Genomic DNA, 26,678 nt, shown 5'->3' on the forward strand with positions numbered 1-26,678 from the left:
GATCAGTTCGCTCCCGGCCGCCTTTCCTTGATGGATTCTGAAGCGGGAGGCGCGCTCTTCAGCGTGCGGAATGTCAAAAAACCCGCTACGGCGGCCAGCCCAAACACCAAACCCGGCTTGCGCCTGGCCAAATCGGACGCTGCAAGAACCAGTTGATCGACGGATCTGTCTCGCAGGTCGTCTGCGTATCCATCAAGCCTATTGGCGAAGGTGCGCACGACCCCAGCGACGATCGGTGCATTTGTGTCGAGGTCCTCGGCCGCACGTTTGGTCGAACTCGCCAGTTGGCCCATCACCTCGGCGCCGCTGCCGACCTGACGGTCCAACATCTCCTTCACCTGATTGGTCACGGTGGACGCGCCACCAGCGGCCGCCCGTTTGGCGGTTCCCGCTGCCCCTTGTGCTATGTCCGACGCTTTGGATAAGGCGCCCCTTACGGTTGCTCCTATGTCTTCCGAGGTACCGTCACCAGTCCTTACCGCAGTTGGGGGACGCCGTTCAGAATTCCGGTTGTTCATGGTTTCCTCCATTCGAGGAGCAAACGGAGGTAAGGCCCGTTGGTTCCCAATGAGCGACTGGCTAGGGTGTCCAAGTTGCATTTTCGAACTCGGTGCGCGGATCGGGTGCGTTTGCATTGGGAATGACGAGTTGCTTGCGGGCGAGCGCAATGCGAATCACCCATCTGTCCCTTCCCTGCCTGCTTCAACTCTGATGGAAGGCGCCGAGGTGGGGACCATATCTGGCGACGGTGAGCGCGACGAGGAGAGGCTGCGCGGACCTTCACGGCCGCCGCGCACCGGTCTTCGACCGCTGCGCCTCCCGCTGTCACTGGCGATCGGCGCCAAGCCTACGAGTTTGGCGATGGCTTTATTGGAAAGGGTGCCAATCTCGGACAACTCGGCCATCAGGAGTACGCGGGCGACACCGTTGACCGGACGGAAGATCTAATCGAGACAGGCCCACAGCGGGTCGTCGTCGCGTAGCGAGGCGATCTCGCCTTCAAGTCGGTGGCTCTGACGCTTCAGCAGAACAACGACCTCGTCGAGGCTGGCGAGGGGTTCGGCATCGGCGACGGCGCTTTTGCGTTGCTTCTGGATGGTGAGATCGCCTGTCACCTCGGCAAGCCGGGCCCGCGGCTTGAGCCGTTCTGGGCCACGCTCCGCGGCGTGGTTACAGCCGCTTGACCATGGCATGCAAAGTGAGCTGCGCGCTACGCATTGCGCTCGTCAAAACGCGACTGCTGGTCGGCGTCATCGGCCGATCCGCCCAGCGTGTCGGCGACCGTGGCACCTCGCGAACCCATCGGCTGCTGCGCACCTGTGGTGGTGTCCATCGCTGTCTGATGCTCCATCTCGGAATTCAGCTCCGCACCTACAACCAGGATAATCACAGAAATCCAAGTCCACATCATCAAGCCGATCACTGCCCCAAGGGCTCCATACGTCGCGTTGTAGTTGGCGAAGTTTTCAAGATAGTAGGAGAATCCTATCGAGACTGCGATCCAGACCACAGCCGCGAGGAAGGCGCCCCATGTCGCCCATTTCCACTTTGGCCTTTCACGGCTGGGCCCGTAGCGGTAAATCAGCGTGGTCCCAACGCCAGCCATGATGAGCATCATCGGCCATCGAAGGATCCGCACAAGGGCTTCGATCCAGCCGCCGAGGTTCAGCAGTGCAAGCACGGCCGGCACAATCCCCACCGCGACGATAAAGCCGATGCCAATGAGGATGGCGCCAAGTGTGAAGCCCAAGGCCAGGAGATTCAGGTGGATGAAGCCGCGCTTTTCACTCTCCTCGTAGGCGATGTTCATGGCTTCGAATAGCGTCTTTATGCCGTTACTGGCGCTCCACAGTGTGACGGCAAGGCCGAAGATGAAGCCGAAGCTGAGCGCGCCAGTCTTCTGAGCGGCTAAGGACGCAAGCTGAGATCTGATAATATCCAGACCTCCCGAGGGCAGTACGCCGCCAAGGAACGCAACGTGCTCAGCGATGGTCTGAGGATCGGCGACGAGACCGTAGATGGACACGAAGGCGGCAAGCGCTGGAAAGAAGGCAAGAAGCAGATAGAATGCGGCCCCGGCCGCGATAAGCATAACACGGTCCTCGGTGAGCTCAGCGAACATCCGCCACAGCACGTCCTTCCAGCCGCGGCCAGGAATCTCTGACGGCCATTCGGCATTGCGTCCCCGGCCCTCCGGGTCGGGCGGCCGCTCAAGTTGCACTTTACCTTCGTAAGCGTCCTCGGTTGTTTTCTTCGACATGGCCGCCGGTCCGGAGCACCTTCGTCGCAGGGAAACGTATAGTAGCGCCAAAGGATGCAGGTGCAGACCTGCGCTTGCAAATAACACCCCGGCTGCAGAAACACTCGCGGCATCCCCACTTGGACCTTCGGCTCCCATGCCCATCTGCTGGGATGCGACGGCTGAGCGTGCATGTTGTCGGGACGACAGCCTGATAATCCTCATTGCGCTGGATCAGTTTTAGGACACTCGCGTTACCAGCCATGATCTCGCTCGCGCCTGAACATCAGTTCGTCAACGCCGGAAGCATTCGGTTTCATGTCGTTCAGGCCGGGCCTGCCGGGGGTAAGCCGGTCATGCTCCTGCACGGCTTCCCGGACTTCTGGATCGGCTGGAGACGGCAGATCGGTACGCTCGCTTCCGCCGGATATCGGGTCATCGTTCCCGACCAGAGGGGCTACAACACCAGCGACAAGCCAGGGGGCATCCGCGAGTACACGCTCCCCAAGCTCCTCGGCGATGTCTTCGCCTTGGCCGACGCGCTCGGCATCGGAAGGTTTCACCTCGCCGGCCATGACTGGGGCGGCATCGTCGCTTGGGCCGCCGGGGCAAAGTTGCCTCATCGCCTGGACAAGCTCGTCATCCTGAATGCGCCCCATCCCGACGTGGTGTTTACCCATGCCCTGCGATCTCCGACGCAGTTTCTGCGGAGCAGTTACGTGGTTTTCTTCCAGATCCCATTGCTGCCCGAAGCCGTTTTGGGTGCGCGGCGCTCCGCCTTGCTCGCACGAGCACTCAGGACATCCAGCCGGGAAGGCGCCTTCGAAGAAGAGGAGATTGCAGAATATCGGCAGGCTTGGGAGCGGCCGGGGGCGCTGACCAGCATGCTCAACTGGTATCGCGCCTTGCGCTTTCGCCCGAGCCTGAAGGAGCGGATCACGACGCCCACTCTTGTTATGTGGGGGATGCAGGACCAGGCTCTGGAATCCGGGCTGGCCAAGCGCAGTCTCGCCCTTTGCGACGATGGCCGCCTGCAGACTTTCGAGGAGGGGACGCATTGGGTTCAACGCGAAGAGAGCAACGCGGTGAATGCGGCGCTTCTGGCGTTCCTGGAGGGCTGAGGAACTCAAAAATGGATAGAAACTGGGGGCAGCGTCAGATGGAGCCGGAGGAGGCCTGCAGGGCATTCCTGGCTGCGGCAAAAGAGGAGGGGACATTACAACTAGCTAAGTTGGATTGCGGTATAAGGTTCTATTATCTCCGACCAACACCGCGCTTTGCGGAGTAGATCGACAATGAGATCGACATCGTCCGTCGCCCTGACATCCCCAAGCGTGACTTCGTCGGTAATGAAAAGAGCGGTCGTGCATCCGCCCACAAATATCAGACGCTCCCGAAAGTCGCTTCCCAGCGCCTCGGCTACTATCTGTAGCATGTGGAGCAGCTCGCCTCTGATGGTAGTCATTTCTTCAGAAGCCTTTCAGAAAGCCGCTCACCGGCAAGGCCCACCTCCCGCTGGTTTCCGAGCCGGATCGCATCGACAAGCGCAAGATATTCGTCCAGCCGCTCATCTTTCGGAACAGCTTCAGGCACGCTCTTGAACAAGGGCTCGATCGATTGGCCCATATCCCGGCCTTCCGCAAACGGCCAGATGTGGATGTACTCACCGCCGCTCATCAGCAGTCCTTTTAGCATTGGCGCGGCAAAGGCCGTCGGCATGCCGCGCGTGATGCCGCCCGCCTTGCGGGGAACACAAATTTCAGTCCGTGGACGAGAAAATTGTGTAGATTGCGGCGAGGGGGATTGGCTCGGCCCGTATCTCGATCTTTGATGGCGAGTCCCGACGAGAGGGTTCGCTTGATCGAAGCGTCGATCTCGTTTTGCTGATCCCGGGTAGCGATTCCAGGCCGCGAACTGAGTACGGGGCCTCGCCCGAGAAGCTCCAATGAAGCTCCCCGGAGCCAACTTGCCCCTCCTGCTCCTGCAAGCTCACGAGCTTCAGAAGCATCACGATATCCTGACTTTTCATCCCATTCATGCGGTGTGTCCTCTGTCCTAGGACATAAGACCATATCAAGGTGTATGACCCCAGTGCAGAGCGAACTCAGAACATCAAGGTGGCTTGCGCCGTCTCACTCGGCCTCAGCAAACTCGAAAGCCAACTCTCCGCCAGCGAACTGGCCGGGACGAACCGTCCTGATTTCGCTGCCGACCTCCATGACGATGCCGCAGTATTCTTGACCCATGTGCATGGGGCTTCGACATTCTGGATCCCCCTATACGGCCACAGGTCCGAGCCGCAAATGCAGGTCGCCGAGAGCTGGATGATGGGTCAGTCGGATGAAGAACCTTCGGGTCGGCGACTTCATCGCAGCGGATGTCGCCAGGACCATAAAGAACTGTTCCAAGCTTCCAAGCATTGTTGTTGTCCTGTCGTCAGTATGGGATCAGGAGAGGAGTTCGATGCGGAGCGGAATTCGCCTCCCACCAGCAGAGGATCGAAGCCGCCGTCGATGCGACCGAGCCTAATCAATCCCTGGACCAGTGGTAGCCGGCGTAGAAGATCGCAAGTTTGCCCCAAGGTGCATAGTAGCAGAGGTCCCGAACGGGCCGCTGCCCTCTTCGCTGAGCTTGCGCGGCAGGTAGCTGATCTTCTCGTTGTTCGCGGAGCGCACCTACTTGAAGGTTTGGAGAAGGCCAACTGTCGTCTAGCTTTGCAGACCGGGCCGGATGCTTTTCCTCGAGGATTGCAATGATCGTACATTTAGTGGACGGCACATACGAACTGTTTCGCCACTTCTACGGCCAACGCCGGTTCAACAACGGCCATGACAAGCCGTTTGGCGCCGTCGTCGGCGTGCTGAACACAGTGCTGGAGATGATCGAGAATGGCGCCACACACGTTGGGGTGGCTACCGATCATGTAGTCGAATCTTTAGAAATCAGCTCTGGCCCGGCTACAAGACCGGGGATGGCATCGAGCCGGCGTTGCTCGCGCAGTTTCACCCCCTCGAGGAAGCCTTGGCGGCGATGGGAGTGGCGGTCTGGCCGATGATGGAGCTCGAAGCCGACGACGCGCTGGCCTCCGCGGCGCACAGCGCGGCTGCCGATGAGCGCGTGCAGAAGGCGTGCATCTGGACGCCGGACAAGGATCTCGCGCAGTGTGTCCGCGGTGACCACGTGGTCCAGGTAGACCGCAGGACCCAGAAAATTCGCGATGGCGCGGGTGTACGCGAGAAGTTCGGAGTTGAGCCGGCCCTCATTCCAGATTTCCTCGCGCTCGTCGGTGATGCCGCCGATGGCTATCCGGGTCTCGAAGGCATCGGCCTGGTCTCGGCTGCCCGGCTGCTTGGCCGCTACGGCCCTCTTGAACGCTTTCCGCCTGAAGCCCTCGGTAAGGTAGAGAGCTCGCGCTTTTGTTCAAAAATCTCGCGACGCTTCGCACGGACGCTCGGCTGTCCGCGTCCGGGACAGCCAGGACCCACTTAACCGACGGTGAATTTCTGCGCTGGCCAAACAGTGCGGCTGCACCTTATCAAAAATCGCGATCAGGATTGCGCGGAGAACTGGGCTTGATGAGCAGATGATTCTCCGTGGTCTCTTCGACCGCGAGTGTCTCGGCTCGACGGCATCGGTCTTGGCATCGCGATCCCTCACGCTCTGCTGGGCACGATCTCTTCGCCAGTCGTGTCTTTGACACGCTTGGTCCAGCCCGTTGACTTCGACGGGCCTACGACGACCAGTCGATCTCATTTAGACTGTACAGCCAGGGCCTTCTCACGTCCAGGCTAATAGCCCGTTTTGAGGCGTTTCGGCTGCCGCGGGAGAAGGCAGTATTTCGGGCTTCAAGTGGGGCGGCTCTTCAGTGTTAGGGAGGCCGGCATGACCTCACATCAGATCTTCAACCATCCGCGCAATTTTCCCCAGACCTGCGGTGGTCCCTCTTGTTCTAAGGAGTCCCTGTTCAGCCGCGGCCGCCTTGAAGGCCTCGAGCGCAGCTTGCTGGCTGCAATGCCCGGCGAGGGACTCCTCGACCATTCGGATCGCGTTGAGCCGCCCCGGCTTTCCCATTCTAGGCCATGGTTGCTGAAGCACCTTCATTGCGTCGGCTATGGACGCGACCACCGTCAGGTTGCGATTGAGGCAGATTGTAATTGGACTGAAGGCCCGCATTCTTGTCGCTCCCCACGATTGAACGCAGCTAAACGCGAAGACAAGGGCAGTGGTTGCATGAATGTGGACTACCGCGAATTCAAAGAATCGCTGGCCGATGCGATTGAGGCTGAGCTGGCTCTCCTTGGGCCCGGCACTTTGCCTAGCCGGACCATCCTCTCGTCGTACAACAGGACCCGGCCGGCAAAAAGCATCTGTGCACCGTCCGACGCCGCGAACTATTTTTCGAGCTCGTCACGCCGCTTGCCGACGGCTTCTCAAGCACACCGCGACGAATTCGACGGCTGTGAGGGAGGAGATGAAAAGATTATGGTCGTTTCGTTGGGCCCTCCTTTAGAGCAGGGGCTCCGAGGCGGTTTGTATCGAGCAGATGTCGCATCAGATCTTGACCTGGAGATCGGCTCCGGCAGCGGGATCGGCGCAGCGCGGCAAGGATGCCACGTTCCTTCGGCGGCCCACCGGCGATGGTCTGGCTGACGGCCCCGCGAAGGCGCGAAGCATCGAGGCCTTCTTCTGCCAGTCGGGCGAGCCAACTTTCTTTGGCTGGGAGGGCGGTGCAGTGCTTCGGCTCGGAACTGTTGACACATGCGTCAGGCTGGCAGACCGGAAGCGGCGGCGTGCCCTGACGTCATGGAGACTAGCCTCGCTTCCGAAGCCGCAGATTGTGATCTCGTTGGCTATGCAGAGCATCCAGCCGTCGTTTTGATCCGTTTCCGTCATCCAGAGCCAGCGACCATCCATGAGATCCGTCTCAAACGCTTAAAAGCCGGTCTTGCCCCGCCGCGACTGTGTGGAAATCAGCCATGTTTCAAAGTCGGAATGCTGGACGAACTCGACAAGGAACTGGAGCGACGCAAGCACTGCTTCGTTCGCTACGCCGACGACTGCCCTCTATGTTCGCAGCGAGCGTGCGGGCGCACGGGTGATGGCCAGCGTCGAACACTTCCTCGACAGGCGTCTGAAGCTGAGGGTCAAGATACGGAAGAGCGCGGGTCAGCTTGGGAGAGGAGCGTTTCATAGTCTGGTGGGGCCTAATTCGCCTCGTAGTCCTAGTGGTCACCTATCGGCGCTCACCGGTCCCCTGAAGCTCCCGATAAACGCTCCGCTCACTGACCCCAGTTCCTTTGGCTATCGCTGTTCTGGTCATGCCCTCGGCATCCAACTTCACGATCTTGTCGCGCTTCCCCATCGCTGTTGGCTTCGGTCCTGGGTACTTGGTCTTGTCGCCTTTTGGCGGCATCGATCCCGATCCGTTGGCGCTCCAGCATGACGCTACGCTCAAGGCCATCCGCCAGTATCTGCGCCCTTCTACAAGTGGCGGCAGGCCGAGATCGTGGCGGCGGCCGAGCCGCTGATGCCTGGCCACCAGGCCTTTATCCGCATCATCAACCGGCGCGATCAGGCCAGACCTTTGAAACGCCTGTTCGTGGCCTCCACGCTCATATCGGCGCAGCGGGCGCTCGACATCACTAGAGCTCATTGGCAAGCAGTCCGCCGCTATACACTGGCCGTGTCCAGGCGTGGGCGTGGCCTTTCCGCCTGGGTATTAGGGTGCGGCCTGCCCGATCGGCCGTCCCTCGATCGACCCTGAGTTGCTGATCCGCATGGGGATCGTCGGCCAGCTCGTCCTCGACTCGATGAGCGAAGTCGTCGACGCCGTGCGCACCGGGAAGATAAGCCTGGAGCTGTAGCGGCCTCGCCTGTCCCGCCCCGGTGTCGTCGCTTCGCTGGCGCCACGGTGAGAACGCATAGATCTGGTCCAGTATTTTCAGCATCAGAACGTTGAGCTGGCGGGAACTTGCTCGCCAGCCGAGTTGAGTTCAGGCGGTGGTCGGGGGAGATCAGCCAGCCACACGCTGGTGATTCCAACCCGAGCCGATGTGCCAATCAGCAACCTTCGTCGGTCTTTTTCACCTGGCCCGGCGCGGCGGTATTGGCTGTCGTGTCCTGCTGACCAGGCGCCGCCTGCTGAGCGCTGCCAGTCTGCTGGCCCGGCGCGCAGTCTCTGGCCGAGTTCGGATTTGTGGTGCCGCTGGTGGTCGTCGTGTCGGTGCCCTGATCGCCGGACATGTTGGTGCCGCTGCTCGTCGTGCCGGTGCCCTGATCCGTCGTACTGGGCATGGTTGTGGTGGTCGAGGTTCCGCTCGAAGTTCCGCTAGTCGTCTGGGCAAAGGAAAGCCCGGCCGACACCGCCAGCACGGCCGAAGCCAAAAGGATGCGTTTCATCATCTTTCTCCTGTCTGAATGCGCGGGATGCGCCTGGCAAATTGAACAGGCAGACAGAAGGAGTGTTCCCCGATGAAGTTCAACTTTTGTAACTCTGGTCGTAGGTCAGCCTTACGATTGCGGGCGTATATTAGAAGCCTCTTGAAGAGGACACTGCCCGCACCAGAATCCATGGCATGGCTCGGGGAATAGGCATTGGTGACCAGGTGGCGATTACGGCCAGGGTTCGAAGGCGGATAACAATAACAGAGGACCGCGTAAGCGTCTCTATCCCAGGTTACGACTTCCCACATTCCATCATCGACCACACCAAGGTGAACCGAGGCCAGCAAATCGACCTGAAAGGCGAGGTCACGCGCATCGACGAGGACACCGTGACGATCGACCTCGGGCCGCTGGTCACGGTCGACCGTGACAAGGTCCGGCTAATGGAGAAATATCGGCCGCCAAAACGACGAAAGGCACTTGTCGATGCCCCGGATTAGAACCGACAACATCGCGACCGGCTATGAGGGCAGGCCGCATGACGGGCCGGTAGAGGACGAGTCGAAGCACTTGGTCTACTGCCCAGTCTGCGGCCAAACGTTCGACGCGCGCGATCTTGGACAGGTCTTTCATCACGCTGAGCCGCAGCACCAGCCGCTTCCGGTCGAGCAATAGTCCAGCTAATTGAGCTCCGGCGGCAGACCGTCATTGAGACCCTTCAGCGCGCCACCGACGTACGTTGGATGAGAAAAGGGTGCTGCGTGCACCGCGCCTTCCCCGCGCGCCGATGCTCCACCTGGACCGCAAAAAAGTCCCGCCGCACTGCCAGAACGGCGGGACCGATCAAACGCTTTGCACCAGGCGGGGGGATGCGGGGGGTGGGCTTGCCAAGTGAGCGCGGACCGTAACCAACCCTAAGCGCCACAGCGGCAACGCGTCCACCAACCGCCGGTTGGAGCGATAGGACGACTGAGCCGCCGGCAGGTCAGGTCATCCCGGGTCGCTATCGCTCGCAACCAGACGGTAGCGGAAATTGTTGCGGATGTGGTCGTTGAAATAGCGGCCCTTGGCGAACGCGGCCCGGAACGCGGCAAAGGTTTCCGGCGGTACCCCCTCAAACTCGTACCGTTTACGGCTGGCGACGAACCACACCGAGAGGGTTCTTCTATCCCGATCATATTCCATCTTGCGGATCGAAGTAGATGGCATGAGCACCACAGCCCCAGGGCCCGCGCCTTGCGGGGAGCGCGGGCCGATCGGGATACCGATCTGCAGCAATACCTGGAGGGGAGGAATGGCTGCGTGCACCGAACTTGCGCGGCGGTCCCGTGTTCCAACCAGGATACAAAAAAGCTAGCTGCACCTTTCGGCATCATGCGGACGTTGGATTTGTGAGAAAGCGGGAGCGTCAATACCAACTTCTGGCGATGGAATTTTCCCGTGAGATAGGCACGCTCCACGGCGAAAGGAGTGCCCCGCCATGACCGTCCTCGCCTACAACCTTGCCAATGACATCGAAGGATTGTGGAGGGTCGTCTTCGTGCCGGACGAACTGCATCTGTATGTGGAATTCAGCCAGCCAGACGCCGACACAAACCCGGCTGATTGGATGAGCGTTGATGATTTCCTTGCATGGCGGCCGAAAGGCGCACTCCACGAGCGAGCGCGCGACAGCTTGGTTTCGCTCATTTGCAAGGCGCTGACAGGGCGATGAGACAAGGGAAACCCGCACCGAGATCCAGTGCGAGCGCCGCGAGTGGGCCTAGGGCCCCACAAGCCAGTGCCACCCCGCCGCCGGCAAACCGCGGCGGGCGAGTGCCTCGGGGACACGATGGTAGATTGCTAATGCGTTCGCGCGTGTGGCCTTAAGTCGCAAACTATTGGCTTCAGAAGCAGGGCGTAGGGCTTCATTGATGGTGCTACCAACACCATATGGTGACCCATAGCCCTCCAAAACGAGAGAAGCTCGTCCCGACGGGTCGCACTGCGGCCGTCAGCTGGTAACTGCTACGAACTAGGAAACCATCATGCCTGAAAATATCAGACCAACTTCGAGAGATGTCCCCCTCATTCAGCTAGGCCTCTATCAGTGCCGCTTCCCGGTGAGCGAAGACGCTTCTGTACCCGGCGGTTATCGTTTTTGTGCTGGGCCAACTTCGCCGGATCGCGTCTACTGCGATCACCACCACCACATTGTGACCGCCGTGGACCCTCGTCGAGCCCGTTCGGGTCTTCACCTCGCTCAACGACGCGCCGCGTAAGTCTGACTGGCGGCGGCCTCCCGGCCAGGCGCTATGCGCTCCAAGGCCGCCTTGGCTACGACCTTTCCGTCGGCTCGGTCTGGCCCATCCTCCCTGTCTTCGCCGATGTATCCCCCGTCGCCCGATTGAGAACGACGATTTCTCGCCGAGCCCTTCAGCTCGCTACTCGCACAAACGCGTCGGCTCCAAAGGTTTGTCTGTCAGCACATCTTCAATGTGCCCGCGCCTGAAGCCCCAACATCTTCTGCGACCTAACCGCGTACCTGGCACCGCCGATCGGTTGCTGCGGCGGATTTTCGCTGTTCGCAGCTGAATAATGCCTATCAACCTTGTCATCGCACCTAGTCGCACGTAGCGGCCGTTCGAATTCTCATCGCTCGGCGCGATGTTTGGTCCGTCTGGCCAGAAGAGCGGAGCAAGCCATTGACACCCACGAAGTTGCTGATTGGGCAGATCGCTGTCGTATTCGCAATTGTCATTCTTGGCGTGTGGACTGCAACCCAATGGTGCGCCCACATGCTCTCCTATCAGCCGTCACTCGGCGCACCATGGTTTGTGACAGTCGGCTGGCCGATCTACCAGCCGTGGAAGCTGTTCGAATGGTGGTTCCAATTTGACGCCTATGCGCCTGAGGTCTTTGACAAGGCTGGCATACTTGCCGGAGCCAGTGGGTTCCTGGGCTGTGCCGCCGCGATAGCTGGGTCCCTCTGGCGCGCACGGCAGCGGGGGTTGGTCACCACCTATGGGTCCTCACGATGGGCCATGAAGCTGGAAATCGAGAAGGCGGGGCTGTTTCAGCCGGCCGGCGTTTTCCTTGGCGGACTGAATTATCGCTATCTGCGCCATGACGGACCGGAACACGTCATGGCCTTTGCGCCGACACGTTCGGGCAAGGGCGTCGGACTCGTTGTTCCAACCCTTCTTTCCTGGACCGGCTCGGCCGTCATTCACGACATCAAAGGCGAGAACTGGCAGCTGACCTCTGGCTGGAGGTCGAAGTTCTCGCACTGTCTCTTGTTCAATCCGACCGATCCGAGATCGGCGCGGTACAACCCGCTGCTGGAAGTGCGCAAAGGTCCAGATGAGGTCCGCGACGTTCAGAACATCGCCGACATTCTCGTCGATCCGGAAGGCGCGCTGGAGCGGCGGAGCCATTGGGAGAAGACCAGTCATTCACTTCTAGTTGGCGCCATCTTGCACGTGCTCTACGCCGAAGAGGAAAAGACACTCGCCCGTGTCGCCACCTTCCTGTCGGACCCGCAACGCTCATTCGCTGCGACACTGCAGCGGATGATGACCACCAACCACCTCGGCACGGTGGACAAGCCCCAGGTCCATCCGGTCGTGGCCTCGGCGGCTCGTGAGGTGCTGAACAAGTCAGAGAACGAGCGCTCAGGCGTTCTCTCGACCGCCATGTCGTTTCTCGGGCTCTATCGTGATCCAACGGTGGCCGCGGCAACATCGGCCTGCGACTGGCGCATTGCCGACCTTGTGGATGCCGAGCGACCGATGTCGCTGTATCTGGTCGTGCCGCCGTCGGATATCTCCCGCACTAAGCCCCTGGTGCGATTGGTGCTCAATCAAATCGGCCGGCGGCTGACCGAGCGCCTGGAGGGCGATCCAAAGAAGAGCCGCAAGCATCAGCTCCTGATGATGCTGGATGAATTTCCGGCGCTCGGTCGGCTCGACTTCTTCGAGACTGCGCTCGCCTTCATGGCAGGCTACGGCATCCGCGCTTATCTGATAGCGCAATCGTTGAACCAAATCTCCAAGGCCTATGGCGAGAACAACGCCATTCTCGACAATTGCCATGTGCGGATTGCCTTTTCCTCAAATGACGAGCGCACGGCCAAACGCATCTCGGACGCGCTCGGTACCGCGACGGAACTCAGATCGATGCGTAACTATGCCGGCCATCGGTTGGCGCCCTGGTTGTCCCACGTCATGGTAAGCCGCCAAGAGACCGCTCGCCCCCTGCTGACGCCGGGTGAGGTGATGCAGTTGCCGCAGGCTGACGAACTAATCCTGGTTTCGGGATTGCCGCCGATTCGCGCCAAGAAGTTGCGTTATTACCAGGATCCGAATTTCACGGAGCGAGTGCTGCCTTCGCCGGTGCTGCGCGACGGTGCCTACGCGGATCGGCCCACGTCGCGCCCGGACGATTGGAGCGGACAGGTGCGCGGCGTGGATCGGCGTCTTGCTGGCGACGACGACAGTGCCGGCGCGGCAATCGAAGACGGAGGTGTCCAGCAGCAGCGCCATCCGGGCCTGCCCGAAGAACGGACCCTCGTCGCCCAGGAGCCTGATCATGGCGATCTGTTCACGCCCGCAGACGATGACTGCGAGACGCTCGCCGACAAGCGCGTCATGGATCGGATTTCCACCGCAGCACGTGCGTACGGCCTCAATGAGGGAATGGGCGACGACAAGGACATCGTGCCCGGCTTCTGAACGGCGCGCCATACGCGGGCGCATCTCAGCGTAGATAACGGCCGTAAGCGATTTCGAGGATCTCGACGATGCTCGTTCCCGTCGCCGGTGCATCAGCGCCGGTCAGAGGGAACAAGCAGCATGAAGCCCCACCGCATTCGTCACCAGTTTTTGCTTGGACCCGAGTTGAGCGAGAAGCTGGAGAACCTCAGCCGCAATCCATCGACCACCAAATCGGCCATTGTGGCGCACGCGGTCGAGGCCTTTATCGAGCGGCGTGGGGAGAATGAACTCGACCACCGCTACGGCAAGAGGCTCGACCGTCTTTCCCGTGACCTCGGACATGTCAGGCGCGATGTCGAGATGATCCTGGAGAGCCTGGCGCTCTTCATCCGCTTTTCGATCACGCTTCATGCTCACACGCCGGTGCCGGACAAGGCGACGCAAGCGATTGCCCAGGAGCGCTTCGAGAAGTTCGTCGAACAAGTCGGCCGCCAAATCGCTTCCGCGAAACGGTCACTTGGCACCGACGATCGCAGGGGAGGGGAAGGATGAGTTCTCATCCGGAAGCCGACCATCGCCGCCGCGCCATGCTGCGCACCGCCATGGGTCCGGCGATCACCGAAGCCCTTGCCGATGCGACCGTCATTGAGGTGATGGTCAATCCCGACGGTGCGCTGCGGCTCGACCGGTTGGGTGAAGGCCGGGTCGACACCGGCGTGCACATGCATCCTTCTGAGGCCGAACGCATCATCCGCCTGGTCGCCTCCCACGTGCGCGCCGAGGCGCATGCGGACAATCCGATTGTCAGCGCCGAATTGCCATCGGGCGAGCGCTTCGAGGGTCTGCTGCCGCCTGTCGTGCTGGGGCCATGCTTCGCCATCCGAAAGCCTGCGGCGAAACTCTACACGTTGGCCGACTATGTCGCCGACGGGGTCATGCTGCCGCTGCAGGCCGATGCGCTGAAGAAGGCGGTCCGCGAGCGGCGCAACATCCTGGTCGCCGGCGGCACGTCGTCGGGCAAGACAACACTTGCCAATGCGCTGCTGGCACAAGCCGCCGATTGCGACGAGCGGGTGATCCTGATCGAGGACACGCGCGAACTGCAATGCGCGGCGAAGGATTGCGTTGCCTTGAGGACGAGGCGGGGGTCGATCACGCTCGCCGATCTCGTGCGCTCGACCCTGCGGCTCAGACCCGACCGCATCATCGTGGGCGAAGTCAGGGGCGCGGAAGCCCTGGACATGCTGAAGGCATGGAACACCGGGCATCCCGGCGGCATCGCGACGGTTCACGCCAATTCGGCGCGCTCCGCTCTCTACCGTATCGAGCAGCTCGCCCAGGAAGCCGTCGTCACCGTTCCCCGCCGCCTCATCGCTGATGCGGTAGATCTGATCGTCTTCATCGCTGGGCGCGGATCCTCGCGCCGCATTGACGCGATCGCTGAGGTCACCGGTCTCGACAGCAGCGGTGATTACGCCGTCACCCCGCTCACGCTTCCGCAACTCCAGCAGTTTTGAAAGGTCACCTCATGCTCAAGAAGCTTCGCTTCCTTTCGTCCACCGCGCTCGCGTTTCTTCTCACCGTCCCGGCCCACGCAGCGGGCTCCGGCATGCCTTGGGAACAGCCGCTGCAGCAGATCCTTGAGTCGGTCCAGGGACCGGTCGCCAAGATCGTCGCGGTGATCATCATCATCACCACCGGCCTGACCCTTGCTTTCGGCGACACGGCAGGCGGTTTTCGCCGGCTGATCCAGATTGTCTTCGGCCTGTCGATCGCCTTCGCGGCATCGAGCTTCTTTCTCTCCTTCTTCTCCTTCGGCGGCGGGGCACTCGTCTGATGGCCACCGGAGAGCAGCATATCGAGGGTTTCGAAGTCCCCGTTCACAGGGCATTGACTGAGCCGATCCTGCTGGGCGGCGCGCCGCGAGCGGTGGCGATCCTCAACGGCACGGTGGCCGCGGCAATAGGCCTTGGCCTGCAGCAGTGGATCGCCGGACTGGCGCTCTGGATCGCCGGCCACACGCTCGCGGTCTTTGCCGCTCGCCGCGATCCGGACTTCGCCAGCGTGCTTGTCCGTCATCTTCGCCTGAAGGGGTGGCTTGCATGCTGAACCTTTCGGAGTATCGCGGCAAAGCCGATCGGCTGGCCGATCATCTGCCCTGGGCCGCTTTGGTCGCGCCCGGCATCGTGCTCAATAAAGACGGTAGCTTCCAGCGAACCTTCCGGTTCCGTGGCCCCGACCTTGAAAGCGCGACCGAAGCCGAATTGGTCGGCATCTGCGCACGAGCCAACAATGCGCTACGAAGGTTGGGCTCCGGATGGGGGTTGTTTTTCGAGGCCGAGCGCGTTGAAGCGCTGGGCTATCCGAGCTCGGCTTTTCCCGATGCTGCCTCATGGCTGGTCGATGAGGAACGGCGCGCGGCCTTCGAGGGCAAGGTCGCGCACTTCGAGAGTCGCTATCATCTGACCTTGGTCTTCATGCCGGCGCCAGATGGCCAGGCGCGGGCGGAAAGCGCACTGGTCGACTCGCATCACTCGGGAGGGGCTAGAGACTGGCGCCAGGAGCTGGCGTGGTTTCGCGACGAGACCGACCGCGTCCTGGATTTGCTGTCCGGCTTCATGCCGGAAGTGCGCGCCCTCGATGATGCCGAGACGCTAACCTATCTGCACGGCACAATCTCGACCTACCAACATCCGGTCGCCATGCCGGAAACGCCAATGTATCTCGACGGTGTTCTGGTTGACGCGCCGCTTACCGGCGGCCTGGAGCCGATGCTGGGTGAGCAGCATCTGTGCACCCTCACCATCCTTGGTTTCCCGAACGTCACCCGGCCAGGGATCCTCGACGCGCTCAACCATCAGGATTTCGCCTACCGCTGGATGACGCGCTTCATCCCGCTCGACAAGACGGAAGCCACAAAGACACTGACCCGGTTGCGCCGTCAGTGGTTTGCCAAGCGCAAATCGGTCGCAGCCATCCTGCGCGAGGTCGTGACCAACGAACCCGTCCCTCTCGTCGATAGTGACGCCGACAACAAGGCGCTCGATGCGGATGCCGCCCTTCAGGCATTGGGCGGCGATCACGTCGGCTTCGGCTATCTCACCACAACGGTGACGGTATGGGACCAGGACCGGCAGACCGCCGCGGAAAAGCTCCGAGCGGTTGAGCGCATAGTCAATGGGCTCGGCTTCACCACGATCCGTGAAAGCATCAATGCGGTCGAGGCGTGGCTCGGCTCGTTGCCCGGTCATGTCTACGCTAACGTTCGCCAGCCGCTCGTTCACACGCTGAATCTTGCCCATGTCATGCCGCTGTCGTCGGCGTGGGCCGGTCCGGTGGATAACGAGCATCTCGCCAACGTGACTGGGACCGAATCCCCGCCGCTTCTCTTCGCAGAGACCAACGGGTCGACACCGTTTCGGCTTTCCACCCATGTCGACGATGTCGGTCACATGCTGATCGTTGGTCCGACCGGTGCCGGCAAGTCGGTTCTGCTCGCGCTAGTCGCTCTGCAGTTTCGACGCTATGCCGGGGCGCAGGTCTATGTCTTCGACAAGGGCAATTCGGCTCGTGCGGCAACACTGGCCATGGGCGGAGAACACCACGCGCTGGGCGCGGATGGTGCGCTTGCCTTCCAGCCACTGAGCAATATCGGCGACCAGACTACTCGCAGCTGGGCGGCGGAATGGATAGCCGGCCTCGTTGCCCATGAGAATGTCAGCGTTACGCCGGAGGTAAAGGAGGCGATCTGGTCGGCACTCATCAGCCTTGCGACTGCGCCGGTGCAGGAACGCACGCTGACGGGCCTGTCGGTTCTGCTTCAGTCCAATGGGCTCAAGGCCGCGTTGATGCCCTACACGCTCGACGGTCCCTTCGGCCGGCTGCTCGATGCCGATGAAGATCGGCTGGCTTTGTCGGATGTGCAGTGTTTCGAGACCGAAGAGCTGATGCACAGCCAAGGCGCTGTGCTCCCGGTGCTCACCTATCTGTTCCATCGTCTCGAGGAGCGGTTCGACGGACGGCCGACGCTGCTGATGCTCGACGAGGCGTGGGTCTATCTCGACAACCCTCTCTTTGCCGCCCGCATCCGCGAATGGCTGAAGGTGCTGCGAAAGAAGAACGTCTCCGTCATTTTCGCCACGCAGTCACTTGCAGACATCGCTGCCTCGTCGATCGCGCCGGCAATCATCGAGAGCTGCCCACAGCGCATTTTTCTTCCCAATGACCGTGCCGTGGAGCCGCAGGTGCGGGCAGCCTATGAGTGCTTCGGCCTGAACGAGCGGCAAATCGAATTGGTCGCCCGTGCCACACCGAAGCGCCAGTATTATCTGCAGTCACGCCGCGGCAACCGCCTCTTCGAGCTCGGGCTCGGCCCGATCGCTCTTGCGCTCTGCGGCGCCTCTGATCCGGCCACGCAAGCTTTGATCGACAGCGTCCTGTCAGAGCACGGGCAGGACAGCTTTGCCTCCCGGTTCCTGAGTGCGCGCGGCCTCGATTGGGCTGCCGAGCTTCTCCAGCAATTCCCTCAACCAGACAAGGAGCAATCGTCATGATGCGGCGCCGCCTTCTCACCAGCCTGATCACCGTTTCCCTGATCGCAAAACCAATGGCCGACTACGTTCAGCCGGCCCACGCCCTGATCGTGTTCGATCCGTCGAATTATGCGCAGAACGTGCTGACAGCGGCACGTTCCCTGGAGCAGATAAACAACCAGATCCAGTCGCTTCAGAACCAGGCGACGATGCTGCAGAACATGGCGCGGCACCTTCAGCGCCTGGATTTTTCTTCGGTGGGCCAGCTCACAGGTTCGCTCCAACGGATCGACGGCCTGATGACCCAGGCCAGCGGCCTGAGCTTCGATCTCGACAAGCTTCAGAACCAGTGGCGTGTGCAATATCCGGAAAGCTACGACGCCACAATCGAGGTCAACGATGTGGCGAGCGCCGCGCGCGAGCGCTGGCAAAACGCCATGCAGGCGTTCCGCCAAACCATGAGCGCGCAGTCGCAGATCGTGGAGAACGTGCGGGCCGACGGCGACCTGCTTACCGATCTCGTCAACCGCAGTCAGGGCGCGGCAGGTGCCCTTGAGGCAAGCCAGGCCACCAATCAGCTGATCGCGCTTTCGACCAAGCAGCAGATGCAGATCCAGACGCTGCTCGCGACCCAGTTCCGGGCTGAAGCCGAAGATGCTGCCCGCAAGGCGCAGTCTGAGGAAGCCGCCCGCGAGACGACGAAGCGTTTCCTGGGCACCGGTACGGCCTATCCCGGCAACTGATCAGCAGTTCTTCAAGACAACGAGGAAGGCGGCGACATGAATGACCTCGGCGTCATTGATCGCTTCATGGAGACTTTTACCCGCTATATTGATAGCGGGTTCGGTCTGCTTTCGGGCGACGTCGCCTTTCTCACCACCATCCTGATCGGCATTGACATCACGCTGGCGGGCCTGGTCTGGGCGTTCGGCGGCGAACCCAATATTCTCGGTCGGCTCGTCCGAAAAGTGCTCTATGTCGGCGCCTTCGCGTTCATCCTGAACAATTTCAGAAGCCTTGCCGATATTATCTACCGCTCCTTTGCCGGGCTCGGCATCAACGCTTCGTCCGGCAATTTGTCCGCCGACAGTCTCCTGCGGCCAGGCCGCATTGCCGCGGCCGGCTTCGAGGGCGCCTGGCCGCTGCTCAATCAAGCGAGCCAGCTAGTCGGCTTTCCCGAGATTTTTGGCAACGCGCTGACCATCTTCGTGCTGCTTCTCGCCTGGTTCCTGGTCCTCATCGCCTTCTTCATCCTTTCCATCCAGCTTTTCATCACCATCCTGGAGTTCAAACTCACCACATTGGCCGGCTTTGTTCTGGTGCCCTTCGCGCTCTGGAACCGCTCGGCGTTTCTGGCCGAGCGCGTGCTCGGCAATGTGATCTCGTCGGGCATTGAGGTGATGGTGCTTGCCGTCATCGTCGGCATCGGCTCCACGCTCTTCGGCGAGTTCGCTTCCGCCCTGCAAGGCAAGGAGCCGGACTTGGCCGCGGCCATGTCACAGGTGCTGGGCGCGTTGGCGCTGCTTGGGCTCGGCATTTTCGGGCCGGGAATTGCCTCGGGTCTTGTCTCGGGCGCGCCGCAGCTTGGCGCGGGAGCCGCACTCGGAACCACCGCGGCGGCCGCCGGATCAACGCTCGTTGCCGGAGGTGCGGCGCTTGCCGGCGCGCGCATGGCAACCGGCGGCGGTCTCGCCGCCGTTCGAGCCGGCACGGCCATGGGATCGGCTGCTTCCACAGCTTGGCAGATGGGGCGTGCAACATCGCCCGAGTCCGGCCTCTCCGGCGTAGCGGCTGGACTGCAGGGCGTTGCCGGCGCAGCTGGCGGCGCCGCGATGCGGGGAATGCGATCTGCAACAGAACCATTCCGGCGCAGCGCCGATGCCGGCCGCGATGCCGCCTGGACCGCGACGGGCGGCACGCCGACCGCATCAATGACCGGAAACCCTGCCGCGTCAGGTGCCAATGCCGCGCCGGCGTGGGCGAGGCGCTTGCGTTCCGAACAGACCGCGCGCGCCCATCGCCACGCCGCCACGCAGGCCGTCCGCGATGGCGATCGGGGTGGAAGCGGCGCCAACCCCTCTCTCAACGATAAGGAAGACTAGATGTTCTTCAAGCGACCAGTTCAACGTTACGGGAAGACGCCCCGCCCCGTCACACCATACCAGAAGGCCGCCCAACTTTGGGACGAGCGCATCGGCACTGCGCGCGTGCAGGCAAGGAACTGGCGCCTGATGGCCTTTGGCTGCCTCGCTCTGGCCACCGGGCTCTCTGGTGGACTCTTGTGGCAGTCGATGCAGGGCCGCGTTGTGCCTTATGTTGTCGAGGTCGACCGCTTCGGTGAGACACGGGCTGTCGCGCCGGCAATCCAAACCTACGAGCCCACCGATGCCCAGATCGCCTGGCATCTCGGCCGCTTCATCCAGAATGTCCGCTCTGTTTCCACCGATGCGGTGCTAGTGCGGCAGAATTGGCTGTCGGCCTACGACTTTGCCACCGACCGTGGAGCCCTCTTTCTCAACGAGTACGCTAAGGCCAACGACCCGTTCGGCAAGATCGGGACGCGCAGCGTCTCGGTGCAGGTGACGAGCGTGGTTCGAGCGTCCGACAGCTCCTATCAAGTCAAATGGACCGAGCAGGTCTTTGAGCGCGGCAGCCTCGCCAGCACAACGCGTTGGACCGGGATCCTCACCATTGTGATCCGGCCGCCGAACAATACCGATCAGCTGCGCAAAAACCCGCTCGGCGTCTTCATCAACGCAATCGACTGGTCGCGCGAGCTCGACAGTGCCGCGCAAACTTCCGTTCCCCCAAAGGAGCCCGCCAATGATAAATAGACTCTCGTCTCTCCGCACTGCGCTGATCCTGTCGGCGTCGGCTGCGGTCATTTCCGCCTGTGGCTCGAAGCCGGTGCCGCCGCCGCAGATTTCCTATGACCATGCTGACTTCAAGCCGGCCGCGATTGAGAAGGCGCCGGGGAAGCCCGTCAAAGTCGTGGAAGTGCCGAAACCGCTGCCGCTGCCCGGCCAGTTGCAGCCCGAGCCGGGCAAGGCTGCTGAAGACAAGCGCTCGCCTGAAGAACGTGTCGCCGATGCCAACAAGGCGGCGACGCAGCAACCCACCAAATATGGCTATGTGAATGCGGTGCAGGTTTACCCCTTTGCCGAAGGCGCGCTCTACCAGCTCTATGCCGCACCGGAGCGCGTCAGCGATATCGCTCTGCAGTCAGGCGAGAAACTCCAATCCGTGTCGGCCGGCGATACAGTGCGCTGGGTAATTGGCGACACCGTCAGTGGCTCCGGCGATGACCAGCGCACCCATGTGCTGGTGAAGCCCTTCGCGCCAGGACTTGCCACCAATCTGGTGATCACCACGGACCGGCGAAGCTATCACCTGCAGCTTCAAAGCACGGATAAGACCGCCATGGCAGCCATCTCCTGGACTTACAGCGAGGACCAGATCATCGCGCTACGCCGGCGCAATGCGCAGGCCGACGCCGCTATGCCAGTGGCGTCGAATGTGGCTCTCGAAAATATTCGCTTCCGCTATTCGATTACCGGCGACATGCCGCCCTGGAGGCCGACGCGCGCGTTCGATGATGGCAGCAAGGTCTACATCGAGTTCCCGCGCCGCATCGATCAGGGCGAGGCCCCACCGCTCTTCATCGTCGGTGCTGACGGGGACAACCAGCTCGTCAACTACCGCATACGGGGCAACTATTACATCGTCGATCGCCTCTTCGCCGCGGCCGAACTGCGCCTCGGCGCCAAGCAGCAGCAGGTGGTGCGCATCACGAGGACCGACGGCAGGCAAGCGCCGCGGCGGATATTGCTCTTTTCGCGGTCCAGCAGGTGAGGGACGGCCCATGACGGATACTTCCCGCTCCGATGCTTCACCGAAACTCGATCCAGAACAGCTGCAGCTGCGGGCCTCGCCTCGCCGCGCTGTGCGCTTCAAGCGCGGCATTATTGTCGCCATTGCTGCTGTTGGTTCCGGGACCGTTCTAGGCGTCACCATGATGGCGCTGCAGGGACCGGCGCTGCGCATCAAAGAGCAGGCTGAAGAGCTTTACAACACTGAGCGGAAGCCAACCGCGGAGGCAATTGAAAGGCTGCCTAAAGACTATTCCGGGATCAAGCCCAAGCCTCCGGTGCTTGGACCACCGCTGCCCGGCGACCTCGGCCGCCCCATCCTTGAGCACCAACGCCAGCTGGGCATCGCGCCGGGCCAGGAGGTTTCGGCGGAGGAGCAGCGCCTTGCACAGCAGGCGATCGAGGCGCGCGAATCGCAAGTCTTCTTCCGGATCGAAAATCGACCCCGGCTAACGGATGCCGCCGGCAACGGGCAGGGCGGGCGTCCACCCTTTGAGGCAACGGCTCCACAATCGGACGCCGCACGCGATTCAGCTTCCGTAGCACCGGCCGAGGGCGACCAAAACAATCAACAGCGAAAGCTCGATTTTGTCAGCCAGCGGAACACAAGTGGAATCTACAATCTGCATGCACTGCAGACGCCGGCTTCGCCGTATCAGCTGATGGCCGGCAGCGTCATCGCAGCGAGCCTGATCACTGGCATCAATTCCGACTTGCCCGGCCTCGTCGTCGCACAGGTCACCGAGAATGTGCAGGACACAGTCACCGGCAGCACCTTGCTCATTCCGCAAGGCTCTCGCCTGATTGGCACCTATGACAGCGTTGTTGCCTTTGGACAAAGGCGCGCGCTGCTGGTCTGGCAACGGATACTGCTGCCCGACGGCTCTTCGATCGAAATCGACAATCTGCCGGCGACGGACACCGCCGGCTATGCCGGGCTTGAGGACAAGGTGGATTTCCACACCTGGCAGCTGATGAAAGGCGTTCCGCTGGCCACGTTGCTGGGGGTCGGCACGGAGCTGAGCCTCGGGCAAGACGAAAGCGACCTGGTCAAAGCAATCCGCGAATCCGCTCAGCAGAACGTCAGTCAAGCTGGCCAGCGCATCACCGAGAAGAACCTCAATATTCAGCCCACGATCACCGTCCGCCCTGGTTGGCCACTGCGCGTCATCGTGCACAAGGATCTTGTGCTACGGCCGTACCCGAATTGACTGGAGTCATCATGACCAATCTGAAACTCGGCAAACTTCCGGATCGGACACCTTCGAAGATCACCATAAGCGTAAGTGCAGACCTGAACCAAGCACTGCAGGACTATGCGGCGCTTTATCGTCAGACCTATGGCGAGTCCGAATCGGTAGCGGAACTGATCCCGTTCATGCTGGCGGAGTTCCTGGAGAGCGATCGAGCGTTTGCCAAGGCCAGAAAGGAAGGGCTCCCTGTCGTCGACAAGTCAGAGAAATCGCGGCGGCAGCCAATTTCAGGGTCCGAATAAGTCACAGCGACCAGTGAGTCCGAGGGGGCACCTTTCTAGGCGGGCGAATGCATTGAAGCAACTTGCCGGCGGCAAGCCGAAACATAGGGCACAATAGTCGAGCTGATCTGCCCCGAACCAATGCCGGCTCTGCGCCTCATGTCGGTCACCCCGTCGACGTCAGACGTGCACTGATAGTGTTGAAAAAGTCCGGCGCACCGCAAATCGCCATCGATATTAGAATCCAGTTCCACCCCGGCGCATTGCATGGAATCAGGATTCAATTTTGGGGTCTCTGCGGAACGCCATGCTACGAAAGTGCCACGGGCGACCGCGACGCGGACTTTTTCAACAAATATCCACTGAATGTGTTGAAAAAGTCCGGGTTGCAGCAGTCCTGAAGCACTTCTCTATTCGGCATGTTGAGGTCAAGCGCTTTCGAGCTTGCGGCTTCTCCGGCGTTTGACGTCTTTCGCGGGGCCTCGCTTCTCTACGGGATCGGCTTTAGCCCTCCCAGCATGGGATCAGGAGAATGAAGCGGCACAATCTGATTCGCGGCCTGATCGGCTGCAGTGAGCGACCGGTCCGAGTGCTTCAACGAACTCGCCTCATCCATCGTCCCGCGAAGGACGTGCTTCCGCCGGTGGCGGAACTTGTCTCTCTCCTTACGGCCTTCCCGGTCAGATAGCGGCTGGCGAGGCCTCCCGCGTCCAGCGGAATTCGGTGCCGTCCACCCACATGCGGTGCATGATGACCGCCAGCCGGCGGGCGAGTGCCACGATCGCTTTTCGCAGACCGCACCGCTTGGCGACATTCATCGCCCACGCCTTCAGCCATGACCACTTCTTGACGCGCGTTAGCATCACTTGGGCGGCTTCGTAGAGCAAGGTGCGCATCATCCCGTCGCCGCACAGCGAGACGCGACCGACGCGGTGACTTTCACCTGATTGGTTGAGCACCGGCGTCAGTCCCAGGATGAACCCCACCGTTTTGGAGTTTCTGAATCGCTGTGGAATGTCGATCGTCGCGGTATAAGCCAGCGCCACCACAGGACCAACGCCGGAGATCGTCATCAAGCGCCGACAGACCTCATCGTCCCGCACGATTCTCAGAAGTCTGCGATGTAGAACTGTAAACTGTTCTCGCAGCTTGCAGCGCGCCTCCAGCAGCGGCGTGACAATTTCGGCCAGTTCACAGCGTCCTTCGACGAGCTCGCGAATCCAATCCTCAAACTTGACGGTCCCGACGACGCCAACCTTGAGCCCAAAATTGCGCAACAGGCCGCGCAGGTCGTTCTCGATGGCGAGGGCCTTGTCCTGCAGCAGCTTGCGCGCCGTCAGCAGCGCGCGGCGCTTCTGGCTCGTCAGCGTCTTGACATGCACCGGGCGGAACAGGTTGACGCGCATCATCTGTGCGATGCCGCGCGCATCATTGCGATCCGTCTTGTTCGGCCGCGCCTTGAGGAATGCCTTGGTGTGTCGGGTCTCGATGCAGATTGCCGGCAAACCGGCCTTGGCCAGGCCTTCGAACAGCCATTGCGACAACGGTCCGGCCTCGAGCCCGATCCGCTCGATGCGCAAGGCGGGACCTTTCAGAACCGCGGTGAGGTCGTCGGGGTGGCTGACCACCTTGACCTCGCGGCAGATCTTGCCAGTTTCATCGACAATGCAAACGGCGGTCTCTTTTACCGAGATATCCAATCCGGCATAATGCTTCATGCTGCGTTTCCTTTCCTGATGCTTGTGGCTGTAGCTGCAGACCACGTTCTATCATCAGCTCGGAGCGCAGCACCTCCGTCCATCACCGTCGAAGATGGGGCTCAAGCCGAATATCCCATCTGATTCAATCTTCGTCGTAAGAGGAGATTGAGTCGATGATGGGCGAGCAAAGTGTGATGCAGGAGGAGCTGTTCTACGGCTTCAGCCTGGAGCGGCATGTGCCGGCGGATCACCTGCTCAGAGCGATCGACCACTTCGTCGACCTGTCCGCCATCCGCCAGCATCTGGCGCCCTTCTACAGCTCGATCGGCCGTCCCTCGATCGACCCTGAGCTGCTGATCCGCATGCTGATCGTCGGCTATTGCTTCGGCATCCGCTCGGAGCGCCGGCTGTGCGAGGAGGTACATCTGAACCTGGCCTATCGGTGGTTCTGCCGGCTTGGCCTCGAGGGTGATGTGCCTGACCACTCAACCTTCTCCAAGACCCGCCACGGCCGCTTCCGCGATGCCGACCTGCTGCGCGAACTGTTCGAGACCGTCGTCCGGCGCTGCATAGCTGAAGGGCTCGTCGGCGGCGAAGGCTTTGCGGTCGATGCCAGCATGATCGTCGCCGACGCCCATCGTCAGCGCGGGATCGAAACGGCCGAGGACCTCAATCCCAAAGCCAAGCGGGCCGTGGCTGAGTATCTCGCCACTCTGGATGACGCCGCCTTCGGGGCCGCCACGCCGGTGGAGCCCAAGTTCGTCTCCCCTGTTGATCCCGCCGCGCGCTGGACCGCCTCTTGGGGCGGCCCGGCCGTCTATGCCTATTGCACGAACTATCTGATCGACGTGGAGCACGCCGTCATCGTCGATGTGGAGCCCTCGACCGCGGTGCGCCAAGCCGAGGTGACGGCCGCCAAGACCATGATCGAGCGGGCGCACGACGAGCTCGGCCTGTGGCCAGAGCGGCTGATTGCCGACACCGGCTACGGCTCGGCCGAAATGCTGAACTGGTTGGTGCATGAGCGTGGGATCGAGCCGCATATCCCGGTGTTCGACAAGTCTAGGCGCAAGGATGGCACCTTCTCGCGCGACGACTTCACCTACGACCATAAGGCCGATGCCTATATTTGCCCTGGCGGAAAGACGCTCAGGCAGCGCCAGAAGACCTATCGGGTGCCACACCCTCTCGTCGACGAGAATGGCATGATGCGCTATCGCGCCAGCAAGCTGGATTGCGACGCCTGTGCGCTGAAGCCCCGCTGTTGCCCGAAGGAGCCGGCGCGCAAAGTGCTGCGCTCGATCTATGAGGGCGCGCGCGACATGGCCCGCGACATCGCCAAGACCGAGGCCTACCAAACCTCACGCTATCAACGGAAGAAGGTGGAGATGCTGTTCGCGCACCTCAAGCGCATCCTGAAGCTCGACAGACTGCGATTGCGCGGCCCCTGTGGTGCCCGCGATGAGTTCCACCTCGCAGCCATCGCCCAGAACCTCAGGAAATTGGCCAAGATCTGCACTATCCGGACACCAATCCCAGCCACTTAGGGCAAGGAGGCCGCCTCGACCCAATCGCAACTCGTCGCGGCGAAAAGAACGCCTGGCTTAATCACCGACTTCTTCAACACAATCCACTGAAAGCAGACATGATGCCGCAGACACGACACGTGAGCTTGTGGCGTGATCGTGATGCCGATCAGGCCTAGGTAGATCATGATATTGCAACTTACTGGGCTTCGACGGGCGGGGCGTTGGGCCGATAACCTCGCGGCTCCGCTGCTCTCTCC

The 26,678-nt window shown here is 61.5% G+C and carries 28 protein-coding genes and 3 pseudogenes; 19 read left to right on the plus strand and 12 right to left on the minus strand.

Translation table 11 applies throughout. The features are described from left to right. Positions 1–2: 2 nt before the first annotated feature. The 3 genes and pseudogenes from NKJ23_RS21380 to NKJ23_RS21395 form a co-directional block, all read right to left on the minus strand. On the minus strand, positions 3–350 hold the full coding sequence (locus tag NKJ23_RS21380; protein WP_352508329.1) for a hypothetical protein: 348 nt from the start codon (positions 348–350) through the stop codon (positions 3–5). 229 nt (positions 351–579) lie between these two features. Beyond that, positions 580–1,148, minus strand: a pseudogene (locus NKJ23_RS34705) (transposase); the annotation flags it as partial. A 62-nt stretch (positions 1,149–1,210) separates the two neighbouring features. Further along, positions 1,211–2,260, minus strand: a complete 1,050-nt coding sequence (locus NKJ23_RS21395) for a YihY/virulence factor BrkB family protein (RefSeq protein WP_352682158.1) — start codon at positions 2,258–2,260, stop codon at positions 1,211–1,213. 242 nt (positions 2,261–2,502) lie between these two features. Between NKJ23_RS21395 and NKJ23_RS21400 the strand changes: the two genes are divergently transcribed. After that, entirely contained in the window at positions 2,503–3,360 is an 858-nt protein-coding gene (locus NKJ23_RS21400) for an alpha/beta fold hydrolase (protein ID WP_352508333.1), read from the plus strand. A gap of 340 nt (positions 3,361–3,700) precedes the next feature. On the opposite strand, the gene NKJ23_RS21405 is transcribed toward NKJ23_RS21400, so the two are convergent. The 3 genes and pseudogenes from NKJ23_RS21405 to NKJ23_RS21415 form a co-directional block, all read right to left on the minus strand. Further along, positions 3,701–3,958: a hypothetical protein gene (locus NKJ23_RS21405; protein WP_352508334.1), complete on the minus strand. Its 258-nt coding sequence runs from the start codon at positions 3,956–3,958 to the stop codon at positions 3,701–3,703. Positions 3,959–4,404: 446 nt separating this feature from the next. Then, positions 4,405–4,618, minus strand: a pseudogene (locus NKJ23_RS21410) (alcohol dehydrogenase catalytic domain-containing protein); the annotation flags it as partial. A 150-nt stretch (positions 4,619–4,768) separates the two neighbouring features. Next, entirely contained in the window at positions 4,769–5,017 is a 249-nt protein-coding gene (locus NKJ23_RS21415; protein ID WP_352516146.1) for a cyclophilin-like fold protein, read from the minus strand. A 153-nt stretch (positions 5,018–5,170) separates the two neighbouring features. Between NKJ23_RS21415 and NKJ23_RS21420 the strand changes: the two genes are divergently transcribed. Continuing rightward, positions 5,171–5,728 carry a 5'-3' exonuclease gene (locus tag NKJ23_RS21420; protein ID WP_352508345.1) on the plus strand — a complete coding sequence of 186 codons (558 nt, stop codon included), beginning with the start codon at positions 5,171–5,173 and terminating at the stop codon, positions 5,726–5,728. A gap of 399 nt (positions 5,729–6,127) precedes the next feature. Here NKJ23_RS21420 and NKJ23_RS21425 read toward each other — a convergent pair whose 3' ends face one another. Then, on the minus strand, positions 6,128–6,412 hold the full coding sequence (locus NKJ23_RS21425) for a DUF982 domain-containing protein (RefSeq protein ID WP_023680323.1): 285 nt from the start codon (positions 6,410–6,412) through the stop codon (positions 6,128–6,130). A gap of 57 nt (positions 6,413–6,469) precedes the next feature. Here NKJ23_RS21425 and NKJ23_RS21430 point away from each other — a divergent pair, with 57 nt between their 5' ends. Beyond that, positions 6,470–6,889, plus strand: a complete 420-nt coding sequence (locus tag NKJ23_RS21430; RefSeq protein WP_352682210.1) for a hypothetical protein — start codon at positions 6,470–6,472, stop codon at positions 6,887–6,889. A 186-nt stretch (positions 6,890–7,075) separates the two neighbouring features. Here NKJ23_RS21430 and NKJ23_RS21435 read toward each other — a convergent pair. The 3 genes and pseudogenes from NKJ23_RS21435 to NKJ23_RS21445 form a co-directional block, all read right to left on the minus strand. Continuing rightward, positions 7,076–7,228 (minus strand): annotated as a pseudogene (locus tag NKJ23_RS21435) (diguanylate cyclase); the annotation flags it as partial. Between the two features lie 244 nt (positions 7,229–7,472). Then, positions 7,473–7,892 (minus strand): hypothetical protein, encoded by a 420-nt coding sequence (locus NKJ23_RS21440; protein ID WP_352682212.1) that lies wholly within the window; start codon positions 7,890–7,892, stop codon positions 7,473–7,475. 407 nt (positions 7,893–8,299) lie between these two features. Continuing rightward, positions 8,300–8,638 carry a hypothetical protein gene (locus NKJ23_RS21445; RefSeq protein WP_352457937.1) on the minus strand — a complete coding sequence of 113 codons (339 nt, stop codon included), beginning with the start codon at positions 8,636–8,638 and terminating at the stop codon, positions 8,300–8,302. 176 nt (positions 8,639–8,814) lie between these two features. Here NKJ23_RS21445 and NKJ23_RS21450 point away from each other — a divergent pair, with 176 nt between their 5' ends. Both NKJ23_RS21450 and NKJ23_RS21455 read left to right on the plus strand, forming a co-directional pair. Next, a complete protein-coding gene (locus tag NKJ23_RS21450; RefSeq protein WP_352682161.1) occupies positions 8,815–9,123 on the plus strand; it encodes a hypothetical protein in 309 nt (102 codons plus the stop codon). Further along, a complete protein-coding gene (locus NKJ23_RS21455; RefSeq protein ID WP_352508339.1) occupies positions 9,110–9,298 on the plus strand; it encodes a hypothetical protein in 189 nt (62 codons plus the stop codon). The genes NKJ23_RS21450 and NKJ23_RS21455 overlap by 14 nt, the downstream gene beginning before the upstream one ends. Positions 9,299–9,613: 315 nt before the next feature. On the opposite strand, the gene NKJ23_RS21460 is transcribed toward NKJ23_RS21455, so the two are convergent. Further along, positions 9,614–9,931 carry a KTSC domain-containing protein gene (locus NKJ23_RS21460; RefSeq protein ID WP_352508340.1) on the minus strand — a complete coding sequence of 106 codons (318 nt, stop codon included), beginning with the start codon at positions 9,929–9,931 and terminating at the stop codon, positions 9,614–9,616. A gap of 172 nt (positions 9,932–10,103) precedes the next feature. Here NKJ23_RS21460 and NKJ23_RS21465 point away from each other — a divergent pair, with 172 nt between their 5' ends. The 13 genes from NKJ23_RS21465 to NKJ23_RS21530 all read left to right on the plus strand — a co-directional run bounded on the left by NKJ23_RS21465 (position 10,104) and on the right by NKJ23_RS21530 (position 23,213). Continuing rightward, a complete protein-coding gene (locus tag NKJ23_RS21465; RefSeq protein ID WP_352508341.1) occupies positions 10,104–10,337 on the plus strand; it encodes a hypothetical protein in 234 nt (77 codons plus the stop codon). 970 nt (positions 10,338–11,307) lie between these two features. Beyond that, complete coding sequence (locus tag NKJ23_RS21475; protein WP_352509271.1) at positions 11,308–13,335, plus strand: conjugal transfer protein TraG; 2,028 nt, start codon at positions 11,308–11,310, stop codon at positions 13,333–13,335. Between the two features lie 120 nt (positions 13,336–13,455). Next, positions 13,456–13,869: a CopG family transcriptional regulator gene (locus tag NKJ23_RS21480; RefSeq protein WP_352682162.1), complete on the plus strand. Its 414-nt coding sequence runs from the start codon at positions 13,456–13,458 to the stop codon at positions 13,867–13,869. Then, entirely contained in the window at positions 13,866–14,834 is a 969-nt protein-coding gene (trbB, locus tag NKJ23_RS21485) for a P-type conjugative transfer ATPase TrbB (protein WP_352509269.1), read from the plus strand. The genes NKJ23_RS21480 and trbB overlap by 4 nt, the downstream gene beginning before the upstream one ends. An 11-nt stretch (positions 14,835–14,845) precedes the next feature. Further along, entirely contained in the window at positions 14,846–15,154 is a 309-nt protein-coding gene (locus tag NKJ23_RS21490) for a TrbC/VirB2 family type IV secretion system protein (RefSeq protein ID WP_023680310.1), read from the plus strand. Then, positions 15,154–15,426, plus strand: a complete 273-nt coding sequence (locus NKJ23_RS21495; protein ID WP_023680309.1) for a VirB3 family type IV secretion system protein — start codon at positions 15,154–15,156, stop codon at positions 15,424–15,426. The genes NKJ23_RS21490 and NKJ23_RS21495 overlap by 1 nt, the downstream gene beginning before the upstream one ends. Beyond that, complete coding sequence (trbE, locus tag NKJ23_RS21500) at positions 15,420–17,870, plus strand: conjugal transfer protein TrbE (RefSeq protein ID WP_352682164.1); 2,451 nt, start codon at positions 15,420–15,422, stop codon at positions 17,868–17,870. Before NKJ23_RS21495 ends, trbE begins: the two co-directional genes overlap by 7 nt. Then, positions 17,867–18,592, plus strand: a complete 726-nt coding sequence (gene trbJ, locus NKJ23_RS21505; protein WP_352473678.1) for a P-type conjugative transfer protein TrbJ — start codon at positions 17,867–17,869, stop codon at positions 18,590–18,592. The genes trbE and trbJ overlap by 4 nt, the downstream gene beginning before the upstream one ends. A gap of 36 nt (positions 18,593–18,628) precedes the next feature. Continuing rightward, on the plus strand, positions 18,629–19,951 hold the full coding sequence (gene trbL / locus NKJ23_RS21510; RefSeq protein ID WP_352682166.1) for a P-type conjugative transfer protein TrbL: 1,323 nt from the start codon (positions 18,629–18,631) through the stop codon (positions 19,949–19,951). Then, complete coding sequence (gene trbF, locus NKJ23_RS21515) at positions 19,952–20,683, plus strand: conjugal transfer protein TrbF (RefSeq protein WP_352682168.1); 732 nt, start codon at positions 19,952–19,954, stop codon at positions 20,681–20,683. Beyond that, positions 20,673–21,701, plus strand: coding sequence for a P-type conjugative transfer protein TrbG (trbG, locus tag NKJ23_RS21520; protein ID WP_352682170.1), 1,029 nt, complete (start codon positions 20,673–20,675; stop codon positions 21,699–21,701). The genes trbF and trbG overlap by 11 nt, the downstream gene beginning before the upstream one ends. A gap of 10 nt (positions 21,702–21,711) precedes the next feature. Beyond that, positions 21,712–22,929 carry a TraB/TrbI/VirB10 family type IV secretion system protein gene (locus tag NKJ23_RS21525; RefSeq protein ID WP_352682172.1) on the plus strand — a complete coding sequence of 406 codons (1,218 nt, stop codon included), beginning with the start codon at positions 21,712–21,714 and terminating at the stop codon, positions 22,927–22,929. Positions 22,930–22,940: 11 nt separating this feature from the next. Then, on the plus strand, positions 22,941–23,213 hold the full coding sequence (locus NKJ23_RS21530) for a DUF2274 domain-containing protein (RefSeq protein WP_352449738.1): 273 nt from the start codon (positions 22,941–22,943) through the stop codon (positions 23,211–23,213). A gap of 659 nt (positions 23,214–23,872) precedes the next feature. On the opposite strand, the gene NKJ23_RS21535 is transcribed toward NKJ23_RS21530, so the two are convergent. Then, positions 23,873–24,910, minus strand: a complete 1,038-nt coding sequence (locus tag NKJ23_RS21535; protein ID WP_352682174.1) for an IS110 family RNA-guided transposase — start codon at positions 24,908–24,910, stop codon at positions 23,873–23,875. Between the two features lie 155 nt (positions 24,911–25,065). On the opposite strand from NKJ23_RS21535, the gene NKJ23_RS21540 reads away from it, so the two are divergent. Next, positions 25,066–26,439: a transposase gene (locus NKJ23_RS21540; RefSeq protein ID WP_352682176.1), complete on the plus strand. Its 1,374-nt coding sequence runs from the start codon at positions 25,066–25,068 to the stop codon at positions 26,437–26,439. Positions 26,440–26,678: the final 239 nt, after the last annotated feature.

Origin of the sequence: Mesorhizobium sp. M0184 (genome assembly GCF_040322215.1) — a bacterium.
GTDB lineage: Bacteria > Pseudomonadota > Alphaproteobacteria > Rhizobiales > Rhizobiaceae > Mesorhizobium.